Annotated in this window: 12 protein-coding genes; 5 read left to right on the top strand and 7 right to left on the bottom strand. The window is 60.5% G+C overall.

Translation table 11 applies throughout. The annotated features are described in order from the left end of the window. Window positions 1-67 precede the first annotated feature (67 nt). From PSPTO_RS15080 to nac, 7 genes are all read right to left on the bottom strand, one after another. Entirely contained in the window at window positions 68-838 is a 771-nt protein-coding gene (locus PSPTO_RS15080; RefSeq protein ID WP_011104272.1) for a LamB/YcsF family protein, read from the bottom strand. 4 nt (window positions 839-842) lie between these two features. Continuing rightward, window positions 843-1,250, bottom strand: a complete 408-nt coding sequence (locus PSPTO_RS15085) for an acetyl-CoA carboxylase biotin carboxyl carrier protein (RefSeq protein WP_005764299.1) — start codon at window positions 1,248-1,250, stop codon at window positions 843-845. Then, on the bottom strand, window positions 1,250-2,221 hold the full coding sequence (locus PSPTO_RS15090) for a biotin-dependent carboxyltransferase family protein (RefSeq protein ID WP_005764297.1): 972 nt from the start codon (window positions 2,219-2,221) through the stop codon (window positions 1,250-1,252). The genes PSPTO_RS15085 and PSPTO_RS15090 overlap by 1 nt, the downstream gene beginning before the upstream one ends. Next, on the bottom strand, window positions 2,218-2,889 hold the full coding sequence (pxpB, locus tag PSPTO_RS15095; RefSeq protein ID WP_005764295.1) for a 5-oxoprolinase subunit PxpB: 672 nt from the start codon (window positions 2,887-2,889) through the stop codon (window positions 2,218-2,220). Before pxpB ends, PSPTO_RS15090 begins: the two co-directional genes overlap by 4 nt. Next, a complete protein-coding gene (gene accC, locus PSPTO_RS15100; protein ID WP_011104273.1) occupies window positions 2,886-4,238 on the bottom strand; it encodes an acetyl-CoA carboxylase biotin carboxylase subunit in 1,353 nt (450 codons plus the stop codon). Before accC ends, pxpB begins: the two co-directional genes overlap by 4 nt. 40 nt (window positions 4,239-4,278) lie before the next feature. Further along, on the bottom strand, window positions 4,279-4,716 hold the full coding sequence (locus PSPTO_RS15105; RefSeq protein ID WP_005764289.1) for an acetyl-CoA carboxylase biotin carboxyl carrier protein: 438 nt from the start codon (window positions 4,714-4,716) through the stop codon (window positions 4,279-4,281). Between the two features lie 119 nt (window positions 4,717-4,835). Continuing rightward, window positions 4,836-5,744, bottom strand: a complete 909-nt coding sequence (nac, locus tag PSPTO_RS15110; protein WP_005764287.1) for a nitrogen assimilation transcriptional regulator NAC — start codon at window positions 5,742-5,744, stop codon at window positions 4,836-4,838. Between the two features lie 287 nt (window positions 5,745-6,031). On the opposite strand from nac, the gene PSPTO_RS15115 reads away from it, so the two are divergent. From PSPTO_RS15115 to PSPTO_RS15135, 5 genes are all read left to right on the top strand, one after another. Further along, on the top strand, window positions 6,032-7,240 hold the full coding sequence (locus PSPTO_RS15115) for an aspartate transaminase (RefSeq protein WP_011104275.1): 1,209 nt from the start codon (window positions 6,032-6,034) through the stop codon (window positions 7,238-7,240). Beyond that, a complete protein-coding gene (locus PSPTO_RS15120; protein ID WP_046463481.1) occupies window positions 7,212-8,810 on the top strand; it encodes an MFS transporter in 1,599 nt (532 codons plus the stop codon). Before PSPTO_RS15115 ends, PSPTO_RS15120 begins: the two co-directional genes overlap by 29 nt. Window positions 8,811-8,882: 72 nt before the next feature. Next, window positions 8,883-10,214 carry an OprD family porin gene (locus PSPTO_RS15125; RefSeq protein ID WP_011104277.1) on the top strand — a complete coding sequence of 444 codons (1,332 nt, stop codon included), beginning with the start codon at window positions 8,883-8,885 and terminating at the stop codon, window positions 10,212-10,214. 168 nt (window positions 10,215-10,382) lie between these two features. Beyond that, window positions 10,383-12,056 (top strand): J domain-containing protein, encoded by a 1,674-nt coding sequence (locus tag PSPTO_RS15130; RefSeq protein ID WP_011104278.1) that lies wholly within the window; start codon window positions 10,383-10,385, stop codon window positions 12,054-12,056. Then, window positions 12,046-13,008: a YiiG family protein gene (locus tag PSPTO_RS15135; protein WP_011104279.1), complete on the top strand. Its 963-nt coding sequence runs from the start codon at window positions 12,046-12,048 to the stop codon at window positions 13,006-13,008. The genes PSPTO_RS15130 and PSPTO_RS15135 overlap by 11 nt, the downstream gene beginning before the upstream one ends. Window positions 13,009-13,057: the final 49 nt, after the last annotated feature.

Genomic DNA, 13,057 nt, shown 5'->3' on the forward strand with positions numbered 1-13,057 from the left:
TACTGGACTTTAACGAGCGTCACGGGCAGCGACCAAGACGCAATGGTTGTGTGGCGATAAGGTGCGCTTATGACCCAAGCAACTGCGAAACAGGGGTGATGACGCCGCCCTGCTCTTCGATGCTGTGCCGGATGCTGCGCGCAAGCTCCACCGCGCCGGGCGTGTCGCCATGCAACAGAATCGACTGGGCGTTGACCGCGACACGCTTGCCGCTCAACGTGGTGACGGTGCCGTCCTGCAACAGCTGCGCGACCCTGGCGCGGACCTGTTCCGGGTCCTTGACCACCGCCCCGGCAATGCCACGCGGCACCAGCAGGCAGTTTTCGTCATAGGCGCGGTCGGCGAGAAAAGTCGTCGCCACTCGCAGGTTGCACGCTTGCGCCGCCTGCTCGATGGCCTCGCTGCTGGAAGAACTGATGATCATCTGCGGGTCAAAACGGGCGACTGCCTTAACCAGCGGCCCGGCCAGTTCAGCGTCAGCGGCGGCCATATTGCCCAGCGCACCGTGAAAGCTCATGTGTGTCACGCGATAACCGGCAGCGGTCGCAATGCCTGCCAGCGCGCCCAGTTGATACACCACAATGGCGCATAACTCCTTGAGTTCGATGTTCATTCTGCGCCGCCCGAAACCCTGCAGATCAGGAAAGCCGACATGCGCACCAAGATCGATGCCCAGCGCTTTGGCGCGGCGTACGGTGCTGTCCATGATCAACGGATCACCCGCATGAAAGCCACAGGCCACATTGGCCGAGGAGATCAACTGCATCAGTGCTTCGTCCTCGCCCATGGTCCATGCGCCGAAGCCCTCGCCCAGATCGGCATTCAGATCGATACGCATGCGGTCATTCCTCCAGTTCAATCAGCGGCTGGCCATAACCGACCCGTTCGTGCTCGGCAGCCAGAAAACGTACAACGCGTCCCGCCTGGCTGCTGCGCACCGGCAGATAAAGCCGGCCAATGCGCAGCAGGCCCAGCAATTGCCCGGCGGCAACGCGATCGCCAGGCTTCACGTAACTGTTTTTTTCATCGGGGTGGCTCGATACGAATACGCCGGGGTTGTCGGCAGCTATTACACAGGCAGCGGCTTGCGGCTGTTCCGCTGCGGTCTGCACATCGGTTGGCGACGCCTGAGTGTCCGCACGCACACCGCGCCGGATCAACAGCTCGAACCCCGGCCGTTTCAGTTCCAGAACCGTGAGCCCTGCGTCACGAATCCAGCCTGCCAACTGGCGAATCTCATTGATGTTCATCAGCGATGTCCTTGCAGGCCACGCAGCGCAAGCAAGCGCCGGGCGTCTTCGATGAAGGCATGATTGGTGTCCAGCGCCTCGATGGCCTGCTCGTAGCTGCATTGCACGAAACGCACCTTGCTGCCGATGGGAGCCTGACCGAGACGCCAAAGGTCGGCTTCGATGACCGTGGCAAACTTGGGGTAACCGCCGCTGGGCTGCGCATCGCGCATTTGCACAATCGGCTGGCCGCCGTGGGGCACCTGAATCACGCCGGGCACGATGCCGTGAGAGCGTATTTCCAGCGCTTCCCGCGCCAGCAGAGGCGTGCCTTCCATGCGGTAGCCGTAACGGTTGCTTTGCGTGGTGATCTTCCATTCGCCGGCAAAGAAGGTGTCCTGAGCCTCGACGCTGAAACAGTCGAATTCGGCCGCGGGCAATACCCGTATGGCGGGTAGCCCATCCAGCATCAACGGCAAGCCCGCCACGGCAGATTCCAGCCCGAAATCACCGGCGCGCTGTTGATTCGCGGCGCCTGCAGGGATCACGTCACCCTGCTGCAAGGCACGGCCCTGCCAGCCGCCAAATGCACCGCGCAATTGCGTGCTGCGCGAACCCAGCACCGGCGGCACGTCCACACCACCGGCCAGGCACAGGTAGGCGCGACTGCCTGTGGTCGGGTAACTGAGCTTCAGCACTTGACCCTTGCGGGCCTGGGCAGCCCAGTTGCCCGGCAGCCGCCCGCCATCCAGTTTTGCAGAACAGGCAGCGCCGGTGATTGCAAAGGTGCAGTCTTCGACAAAGCGCACTTCAAACGGGAACAGCGGTATTTCAATGCCCGCTGCGTCTTCGGCATTACCCAGTAACAGGTTGCCCAGACGCAGCGACAGCGTGTCCATCGCCCCCGAGGTGCCGACGCCGTAGCCCAGGCTGCCGTGGCGGCCCAGATCCTGAACGGTGGCCAGCGCGGTGGCGCTGATGACTTCGATCATCGAATGATCCTCTCGATGCGCAAGCGCAATTGATCGCCGGGTTGCAACAGCGCCGGGGGATGCTGATCAGCATCAAAAAACACCATTTCCGTGCGCCCTATCGTGTTCCAGCCACTGGGGCCTGCTGAGGCAGAGATACCGGTCTGCACGCCACCGATAGACACCGATCCGGCACCGATGTCGAGCACCGGCACTTTGCGCCTCGGCGTCGCCAGACGCAGGTCCATGCCGCCCAGGTAGCAATAACCGGGATGGCTGCCCAAGGCATACACCGGGTACAGCGGCTCGCAGTGCAGGTTGGCAATGGTTTCGATGTCCAGCCCGGTGTGCGCGATGACATCGGCCATGTGCGGGCCGCCGTCGCCGCCGTACACCACCGGCAACTCGATGATCCGGCCCTGCAACGGTAAAGGCTGGCAGTGCTCCCAGGCTTCCATCAGGCGGGTTTTCAGGCCGCTCAGGTCCCGTGGCGGCGTCTCGAAGGTCAGCATCAGGTTGTTCATGCCCGGCACCGCTTCGCGCACCTGCGGCCAGTTCTTGCTCAGGTCCGCCAAGGCCCAGATGCGTTGCTGCGGGGCCAGATCCAGCTCGCCGGGGGCTTCAAACAGCAAGGCAGTGGTCCCCAGCAGGGTAATCCGCGGGATGTTCGGCAACTGCAAGACGGTCATGGCTGGCTCCTTGTCTGCAACCAACGCTCCAGATGGTGAATGTCCATACCGCCCTTGCAGAACACCGGGTCCTGCAGAATGTCGCGGTGCAGCGCGATGTTGGTGGAAATCCCTTCGACGTGCATTTCGCTCAGCGCCAGACGCATGCGCGCCAGTGCCTCGTCGCGGCTGGCACCGTGGGTGATGACTTTGGCCACCATCGAATCGTAATAAGGCGGGACCCGGTAACCGTGGCTGACATGCGAATCGACGCGCACGCCAAAGCCACCGGGGACCTGCCAGCGAGTGACCTGCCCCGGCGTCGGCATGAAGCTGCGCGGGTCTTCGGCGTTGATCCGGCATTCCAGCGAATGGCCCGAGACGCTGACGTCGGCCTGACTGAAACTCAGGCGCTCGCCCATCGCCATGCGAATCTGCTGCTGGACGATGTCGATGCCAGAGGTCATTTCCGTGACCGGATGCTCGACCTGCAGGCGGGTGTTCATCTCGATGAAATAGAACTCGTCGTTTTCAAACAGGAATTCAAACGTGCCCACGCCCTGATAGCCGATCTGGCGACAGGCTTGTGCGCAGCGCTCGCCAACCCGGGTCATCAGCGCCGCATCAACCCCAGGTGCCGGGGCCTCTTCAAGCACCTTCTGGTGGCGGCGCTGCATTGAGCAATCCCGCGAACCGAGCCAGACGGCATTGCCATAGGCATCACACAGCACCTGAATTTCGACGTGGCGCGGCTGGACGAGAAACTTCTCGATATACAGCTCGGGATTGCCGAATGCCCGACGCGCTTCTTCACCGGTCAGCGCAATGGCATCGAGCAACTGCTGTTCTTCGTGAACCACGCGCATACCCCGCCCACCGCCGCCGCCAGCAGCCTTGACGATGACCGGGTAGCCGATGTCGCGGGCAATCGCCAGAATGCTGTGCGGATCGGCAGGCATGCTGGTGTCCGGGCCGGGCACGCAAGGCACACCGGCTTCACGCATTGCGCGTTTGGCCGCAACCTTGTCGCCCATCACGCGAATACAGGCGGCGCTGGGGCCGATGAAGGTCAGGCCAGCCTGCTCGATACGTTCGGCGAAGGCGGCGTTCTCGGAGAGAAACCCGTAGCCTGGGTGGATCGCCTGAGCGCCGGTCAGTTGGGCCGCGTAAAGCACAGCGGCCTGATTCAGGTAACTCTGCCCCGGCGCAGCAGGCCCGATGCACAGCGCTTCGTCGGCCTGTTGCACATAGCTGGCGTCCCGATCCGCTTCGGAATAAACCGCAACGGTCTGCAGGCCAAGGCCTTTGCAGGCGCGCAATATGCGCAGGGCGATTTCACCGCGATTGGCGATCAATACTTTATCGAACATCAAAAAACCCTCTAGAACCCCGGCTGGCAACAATCGCCTTTCAGCCAAGGGTGAACAGCGCCTGACCGGCCTGAACTTCTTCGCCGTTGGTAACCAGAATGTCCGTCACGACACCCGCGATTTCAGCCTTGACCGGGTGAAACATTTTCATCGCCTCGACCACCGCCAGGGTCTGGCCGGGTTCGACACGGGTGCCGACTTCAACGAACGGTGACTGATCCGGTGCTGGGGTCAGGTGCAAGACCCCGTACAGCGACGCACAGGCCTGCGTCGAAGTGCCGGTCTGTGCAACAGACGTGGCGGTGGCATCAGTTGCCGCACGTTTTACCTGCTTCGAAACGACCGGTGTGACGGGGCTTGAGACCTGAACGTGCTCACGCAGCAAGCGCAACTGCGCATCCCCTTCACACAAGCTGAGCTCGCTCAGGTCCGATTCAGCCATCAGGTCGATAAGTGCTTTGATACGTTCTGGCTTCATGCAACGGCCCTTGCCTGACAAAAGAAATGTGGCTGAGGGCAATGTAACGACCGTGCTTTTTGACCGCCAAGACGGTTTGACTGTGGGGTGATAAGCGCCCCTTATGACCTTTCACGTCGTTACGTACGGCGGTTGCCGCGCATTTCTGCGACCAGCTCCAGCAGGATCGCCTTGACCGCCTGAGCCGGGACCGACAACGGCAAGTGGCCTGAGAGGCACAGGGCCAGAGGCGCTTCGATCTCGGGTTCGACGATCCGGCTGAGGTTGACCGCATGCGTGTCGGCGAGCACCCGCGCAGCGGATTCGGGGAGGATCGTCGAGCCGAAACGATCGGCCACGGCGGCGGCCAGGGTCGTCGATGACTCGATTTCTGCCACCACCCGGGCGCTGCGCTCGATGCGCAAGAACGCCTCGTCCACCAGGCGGCGGATGGTGTTGTAGGTGCGCGGCAACAGCAAATCGATGTCGGCAAGCTCCGCCAGCGGTATTTCCTCGCGACCCTGGCGGGCGTCGTCAGCGCTGACCAGGTACAACTGTTCGCGCATCAAGGGTACAAAACTCAGGCCGTGCACCTCACGTCCGCCATAAAGCACCGCCATGTCCATGCGCCCGTTCATGATCAGTTCGCTGAGGGTGGTTCCGAAATTTTCATTGAGGTACAGCAAAATGCCCGGATGACGCTCGCGCACCCGTTTGAGCAATGGCAACGACAGCGTCGAAGCAGCCGTGCCAGGCGCCAGCCCCACCGAAACCGGCCCCGACAGTGCGAGGCCACTGGCGTTGACGTCGCTCTGCGCCTGCTCGCACTGACGCAGGATGACCTGAGCATGCCCGTACAGCACTTTGCCCGCTTCGGTCGGGGTAACGCCGCGCTTGGTGCGGATCAATAACTGTTGTTGCAACTCGGCCTCCAGCGTCACCAACTGCTGGCTCAACGCAGGCTGCGCGATGTGCAGAACATCGGCGGCCTGAGTCAGGCTGCCGATATCGACTATTTTCACAAAGTATTTCAAGCGGCGAAGGTTCAAGTGCTGCACTCCCGGGTCAAGACTGCGATGCCAGAGCAAGACGCAGGCCAGCTCGCTAAAAAAGGGCTGTCAGCCTCATCATAAGCATTGCCTATGTCAGTTCAGCCTCCCTGCATTCGCTTTACCCGAATGCCCCCGCAGGCGTTGATCGCCTCGTTTTGGTGCGGGCGCGGTTCATCTGCGGTCATAAGCGCTGCCTATCAATCCAGAACAAACTCGTCTTATGACCTGCCCTGCGCAGGCTCGTAACGTAGTCCTCGTCAAGGCCATCAACGAGGAATGCCAACGTGACCGCATCTCGCATCGCTGCACGCGTGCTCCGCATCAAACCATCGCCAAGCAGCGCTGCTGCCGATCGGGCCAATGAACTGCGGCGCGCCGGCAAGTCGATCATCAACCTGGTGGTCGGCGAGCCCGACTTCGACACCCCTGCACACATTCGCCAGGCAGCCTGTGCGGCCATCGAAAACGGTGAAACCCGCTACACGCTCAATGCCGGGACTGCAACGCTGCGCGAGGCGATTGCCGCCAAGCTTCAGCGTGAAAACGGCCTGACCTATGCGCCCGGCCAGATCGTGGTCACCAGCGGTGCCAAGGCGGCGATCTTCAATGCCTTCGCCGCAACCCTGGGCGTTGACGACGAAGTGCTGATTCCTGCGCCGTACTGGGTGTCGTACCCGGACATGGTGCTGGCCTGCGACGGTCGCCCGGTCACTCTGGCATGCCCTGAAGAAAACCAGTTCAAGCTCACCGCCGAACAGCTGCGCGAAGCGATCACCCCGCGCACACGCTGGCTGCTGCTTAACTCGCCGAGCAACCCGACCGGCGCGACCTACAGTGCCGCCGAGTGGCGGGCGCTGGCCGACGTGCTGCTCGACTACCCGGACGTGCTGATCATGACCGATGACATCTACGAGCACATTCGCTATGACGACACCCCGCTCAGCCACCTGCTGACCGTCGAACCGACTTTGCGCGAACGCGTGCTGATCATCAACGGCGTGTCAAAAACCTACGCCATGACCGGCTGGCGCATCGGTTACGCCGCAGGCCCCAGCGACATCATCAGTGCGATGGCGACCCTGCAATCGCAATCCACCAGCAACGCCTGCTCGGTCAGCCAGGCCGCAGCCGTGGCTGCGCTCAATGGCGACCAGTCGTTTGTCGGCGAGAGCGTCAAGGTCTACAAGCAGCGCCGCGACCGCTGTCTGGAGCTGATCAACGCCATTGACGGGCTGAGTTGCATAAAGCCTGAAGGTGCGTTTTACCTGTACGTCAATTGCGGCGCTCTGATCGGCAAAACCACCCCGTCAGGGGCGGTGCTGCACGCCGACACCGACGTGGTTCTGTACCTGCTGGAGAGTCAGGGCGTGGCCGTCGTGGCGGGCACTGCGTATGGGCTGGCACCGTTTTTCCGGATGTCCACGGCAACCGCCATCGAAACCCTGGAAAGCGGCTGCGCGCGCATTGCGACTGCTGTCGCTGCGTTGCGCTGAGCACCTCGACATGACAACGCCGAGCCAGCCCGCGCTGACCTTCAGACAAGCCTTGTTGGCCATGCTCGGCATTTCGCTGGTGTTGATGCTTTCGGCGCTCGACCAGACGGTGATCGGTAACGCCCTGCCCAGCATTGTCTCGGAGCTCAACGGCTTCGAGCTATATGCCTGGGTCGCCACCGGCTACCTGCTGGCCTCCATCGTGACCATTCCGATCTTTGGTCGGCTGGGCGATTTTTACGGGCGAAAACCGTTCGTGCTGGCCGCCACGGTGATTTTCACCCTCGCCTCGCTGCTCTGCGCGCTGGCCGACAGCATGTTGGCGCTGGTCATCGGCCGGGCGTTGCAGGGGGTCGGCGGCGGAATGCTGATCGGAACGGCGTTTGCCTGTGTGCCGGAATTGTTTCCCGACACTCGCCAGCGGCTGCGCTGGCAGGTGTTGCTGAGTGCCATGTTCAGCGTGGTCAATGCCATCGGCCCGGGCCTGGGCGGTTATCTGGCTGGCGAGTTCGGCTGGCGCTCGGTGTTCTGGCTGAACCTGCCGCTGGGCGTGATCGCGCTGTTTTTCGCCTGGCGTTTTCTACCCTGGTATCGCCCGCAAACCGCCGGTGCGATCAGGCTCGACTGGATCGGCGCGATGTTGATCGTCCTGAGCCTGGGCAGCCTGCAACTGTTCGTTGAATGGCTCGGCCAACGCGCTCTGGCGATCAGCCTGCTGTGCGGCGTGATCACCGTTGTCGCCATGACCGGCCTGTGGTTCTGGGAACGCCGCTGCACATTTGCCTTGCTGCCCGCCGGGCTGTTTGCCAATCGCAGTATCCGCCTGCTGTTCATCATGTCGCTGCTGGCTGGCGCAATCATGTTCACGCTGCTGTTCTACCTGCCGCTGCTGTTGCAGGGCAGTTATGGCTACTCGCCGCAGGACGCCGGGCTGCTGCTCACCCCGCTGGCCCTGAGTATCACTCTGGGCGCCATCGTCAACAGCCGCATCGTCACGTGTCTGGCAAACCCCAACTGGCTGCCCATTGGCGGGTTCATCGCCTTGTCGGTTGCCTGCATTGCCCTGGCGCTGGTCGGGCTGCAGGCTGGCTTCGCAACCTTGCTGGGGCTGATTCTGCTGGCGGGTCTGGGCCTTGGGTTCATTTTGCTCAACCTCACGGTGTTCACCCAGACCCTCGCCGAGCGGCAGTTTCTCGGTATCGCCACTGCACTCACCCAATCGTTGCGGCTGGTGGGCGGCTTGTTGGGCACCGCGGCCATGGGCGTGCTGGTCAAGTTGCTGTACATCGCCAACCTGCAACGTGCACTGACCGCGGCTGGCCAGATAAAGACAATGCCGCACCTGGCGGATCCGCAGGTCCTGCTGCAGCACTCGTCTGCAGATGTTGACGCCACGTTACTGCTGGCTCGCACTGCCCTCGCCCAGGCCGTCGGCACCGGGCTGATGATCTGCGCAGCGCTGGGCGTACTCGCACTGGTGGTTCTTTACCGTTTACCTCGCGTCACGCTGTATCAAGCGCCTCACACTGCGATACCTGCAAAGGATTCAGCTGAAAAACACGCTTCTTAAAACAACAAGAAACCTGACTGCCGCCCGACCCTGCCTCTCACAATACTTAATGACAGCATGAGGATGAACCCGATGGAGCGTATCAATCGCGCCACCCCTTTCGTTGCGGGCTTTTGTGGCCTGCTGATCGCGCAGCAGAGCTACGGCGAAGGTTTTCTGGAAGACAGCAAGGCCAGCATTCTGGCGCGCAACTTCTTCAGCAACGCCGACAACCGTAGCGGTGCTGCTGCCCCTAACTACACGCAGGAGTGGGGCCAGGGCTTCATGCTCAATTACCAGTCCGGCTACACGCCCGGCTCGGTAGGCTTGGGCGTTGATGCACTGGGCCAGTTGGGCGTTCGTCTGGACTCGGGTAAAGGACGCCACTACAACCCGCAAAGTACCGCGTTCAACGGCAACATCTTCCCGACGGACAGCGACGGCCGCGCGGTTGATGAGTTCAGCAGCCTGGGCGCGACGCTCAAGGCGCGCGTCTCGCAGACCGAGTTGAAGTACGGCACGCTGGTGCCGATGCTGCCGGTGGTAATGTCCACCGACCGTATGCTGCAGCAGACCTTTCGTGGCGGTCAGGTTCAGTCCAAAGACCTGAAAGACTTCACCTTCATCGCAGGCCAGCTGGAACACGTCATGGGCCGGGGTTCGACCAACCAGATGGGCATGTCGATCCCCGGCGCCAACAACCCGTTGACCGGCGAATTCGTCAACAAGTTCTACTACGCAGGCGTCGATTACAAACCCGTCAAGGACCTAACCCTGCAGTATTACTACGGCAACCTGGAAAACTTCTACAAACAGAACTTTCTCGGTCTGAAATACGACCTGCAACTTGGCCCTGGTACTTTGCGCACCGACCTGCGCCACTTCGACAACCGCTCGGACGGCGCGAATGGCCACGATCCTTCGTTTTACACGGTGGGTTATTACGGCAACGGCGTCACCAAGGGTGAAGTCGACAGCCGTCTGTCCAGCGCTCAGTTCACTTACCTCATCGACGGCCATACCTTTGCTGCGGGTTATCAGGCAGTCACCGGCGACAGCGACGCGGTCTGGCTGAATCAGGGCGATGGATCAACCGCTTACTTCATGACCGAATCTATGATCGGCAAATTCCAGCGCGCCGGGGAACGCACCTGGCAAGTCCGTTATGGCTATGACTTCGCCAGACTCGGCGTACCCGGCCTGAACTTCTTGGCCATGTACGAAAGCGGCTCGAACATCCAGACCTCCGACGGCGACAAGAAGGAATGGGAACGCAACGTGACCCTGAGCTACGTTTTGCAATCGGGCCCGGCGAAAAACCTCAGCATCGCACTGCGTCACGCACAACTTCGCACCGAGTTCGCCAGCCAGCGTGATGCCGATGAGCACCGGATCATTGTCAGCTATCCGATCAATATTTTTTGATAAGGCAAAAACTGCAGGCGGTACTAGCGTGTGCACCCTGAGCACCTGATAAACTGCGCGCCGTTATTTGCACGCCTGGGCATCTTGCCCAGGCGTTTTTGCATGCTGCCTTTGTGTACAAGGAGTTCGTAGCCCCATGGTTATAGGCACAGACCTGAGCGCAACGCTGTGAGTTGCTGGTCTATTCTGGGGCTTGATCCCCATTCTGACGTGCGCAGTATCAAGCGCCGTTATGCTGCGTTGCTCAAGCAGCACCGCCCGGACGAAGATCCGGCAGGCTTTCAGCGCCTGCGTGACGCCTACGAGCAAGCGCTGAGCTGGACCGCCGACGTTCAGGAACCGCCAATAGATCAGGACGGCCTGTCGCATGCGCCGATCGTTGTACTGCCGTCGCCGGTTCAGACTTTCAGCGCACCCGACCTGAAACGCCAAAGGGCTGACCTGCTGCTCGAAGGTATAAGTGCAGAGAACCTGGATCAGCGATTGGAAAACGCCCGAACCACACAGTGCGATCGGGCGTTTGAAGACGGTTTGCTGGAGTATTGCCAGTCGAATGCTCCCGATGCATGTGAACTGGCGGAGCGAGCAGTCGAGCGCTTTCAGTGGCTGAGCGCCTGGCAACGCATCGACCTGCCCTTGCATTCAACCCACACTGTTCTGAACAATCTGTTACGTAATACCGAACAGATGTTGGCCAACGCGCTAAACAGCGGCAATGCCGAGTCCTTCTCCAATGTTTACCTACACCTCGACAAGGTCGCCTGGATGCAGACGCTGGACCGACGTATCTGGCTTAACAACTATCTCGCAGGACTGCTGGCCCACGCTGAAGTCTGGCACAGCCCTGTTTTCGATGCGGTGTGCGAATGGCAAGGCTGGAAGAAACCCGATGGCCGCACATCTTGTCCGGAGCCTTTCTGGAGCCGGTTGCTGGCGCGCAGTCGCCAAGCCTTGTTTCTCGAAGACCAGCAGCGTCTTGCCACGCAAAAAATCGACAGCACGGGCTCACGCGCAGCCCGCCTGCTGTTCATACCCATGAGCGATAATGCTCGCGTGTCGATGACCCTCCGTTTCACATCTGATGACTGGCAAACCTGTGAGTCGCTGGCCAATACAGTGGCGCGTCATTACCCCGATTTGGCGAGACATGTGCATGGCGAAGATCTGTATTTCTGGCGACCGCTGCGCCGTTGTACATCGTTCTGGGCACTGCCGTTTGCAATCGTTGGCGCAGCGTCCATAACCGCATTGGACAGCTATTACCGGCTGGGAAGTGATCCGGACGAAACAATGATCGCTCTATTACTGATTATTGGCGCACTTGGTCTGCTGGCGGGTTTGCTTTACGTCGCCTGTCAGACGCTCGGCGTATTTACCTGGCGCCTTGATGAGCAACTCACCAAGCACGTTGGCCGCTGGCTTACGCTACGCCGTCCAGTACCGCTGTTGCTGCGAGAAAGCACCGTAAGCTGGCTGCCCGCAGTGCCGACCTTCCTGGTCGGAGGATGGAAGGCGTTGCTGATTTACACCGCAATACTCGCGGTGGCCGCCGCAGCGACTCGCGTGGCCTGGCCGGAATGGCTCAAGCGGACATTTTCAATCGTTCCAGGCTCGCCGACCAGAGAACTGATCATTGGCATCCTGCTGGGTCTGATCGTCTCGTTGCTGTTCATCTCAGGCACCATCATCAACTACCGCCCAGTGCAAGCAGGCCAAGGTCTGCAAGCGTGGCCGAAACGACTATGCGCAGCCCTTCTCGATGCAAACCAGCCCTGTCGCCCGCCCTCGCGGGAGCAGTGGTATACACCCTCGTCTTCTCTGGAGGCGGGCCATGATCAGTAATCGAGCGTTTATCACCGCTATTTGTGTTTTCGCAGCCATCGCCTGGGCGCAGCACAAATTGGCCAATACACACCGCGTTTCGACAGACTCGATTGCAGACACCTCAATGATGAAGGACGCAGCAGCCTGCCTGGTGTTTGACGATACTCTTCTGCTTGAACGCTACGCAGATTATCGCAAGCACTACCAAGCGCTGGTTGATGGCAGTCAGGGTATGCTGCCGTTTATACAAAGCTTTGCATTGGGTGGCAACAGTCGTTCCGTCGCAATGAATGAGAGTTTGGCCTGCAGTATCAGCTATCCACAACTGCTCTACCCCAAGTCCGATCCGCTTGTCATCGCCGTGATCAAGTACAGCGAGACGCTTGACACACTGCGCGACAGAACTTTTGATGCTGAGGCACTCTACAATCAACCACGCCCCGATATCGAGCGTGCCCGGCAGCTGGATGCAGACCTTGCCCAAGATATGCATCAACTTCAGCAACGCAGTCTTGCCGTTCGAAAACACTTTGAGGAACCTCAATTTCTGGCACGCAGCGAGCAACTCGCGGCCATCGACTATCGCCTTGGTCACGATCAGCACTGGCATACGCTCAACTTCATGCTCCTCGCCAGACAAACAATCAACTACCTTAATCGGAGTGAAGCCAACGCCCGGCTGAGCCCGGATGATCTCAAGGCCTTATACGCTGAACTGGTTGACGCATGGCTGGACGCTGAGCGTTATTTCAACACGATGCCTAACCTCAAATCCGCTAACCGGAAGCGTCCGGTATGGACCGTGATCAAAGCGCCTGCGCATACCTGGCTCGCCACACTCGATACGTTGCAACAGCGCTGGGCGGCTCACGCTGACGTTGATCAGTTGAACAAACAGCTACGGGCGGTCGAGCAGGGTTACGACCAACTCCTGATGCGGTATAACGCATCGGTAAGCGGACAGTATTAGATCCTCAGGCATCGGGGGGCTTTTTCGTAGGGGGGAAGCTCGGCCGTTT

Origin of the sequence: Pseudomonas syringae pv. tomato str. DC3000 (assembly GCF_000007805.1) — a bacterium.
In the GTDB taxonomy this organism is placed as follows: Bacteria; Pseudomonadota; Gammaproteobacteria; order Pseudomonadales; family Pseudomonadaceae; genus Aquipseudomonas; species Aquipseudomonas avellanae.

Bases quoted from the DNA above. Each gene is read 5' to 3' on its own strand.
- PSPTO_RS15135 (WP_011104279.1), top strand. From the start codon at position 12,046: ATGATCAGTAATCGAGCGTTTATCACCGCTATTTGTGTTTTCGCAGCC.
- accC (WP_011104273.1), bottom strand. From the start codon at position 4,238: ATGTTCGATAAAGTATTGATCGCCAATCGCGGTGAAATCGCCCTGCGC.
- PSPTO_RS15090 (WP_005764297.1), bottom strand. From the start codon at position 2,221: ATGATCGAAGTCATCAGCGCCACCGCGCTGGCCACCGTTCAGGATCTG.
- pxpB (WP_005764295.1), bottom strand. From the start codon at position 2,889: ATGACCGTCTTGCAGTTGCCGAACATCCCGCGGATTACCCTGCTGGGG.
- PSPTO_RS15105 (WP_005764289.1), bottom strand. From the start codon at position 4,716: ATGAAGCCAGAACGTATCAAAGCACTTATCGACCTGATGGCTGAATCG.
- PSPTO_RS15125 (WP_011104277.1), top strand. From the start codon at position 8,883: ATGGAGCGTATCAATCGCGCCACCCCTTTCGTTGCGGGCTTTTGTGGC.
- PSPTO_RS15085 (WP_005764299.1), bottom strand. From the start codon at position 1,250: ATGAACATCAATGAGATTCGCCAGTTGGCAGGCTGGATTCGTGACGCA.
- PSPTO_RS15080 (WP_011104272.1), bottom strand. From the start codon at position 838: ATGCGTATCGATCTGAATGCCGATCTGGGCGAGGGCTTCGGCGCATGG.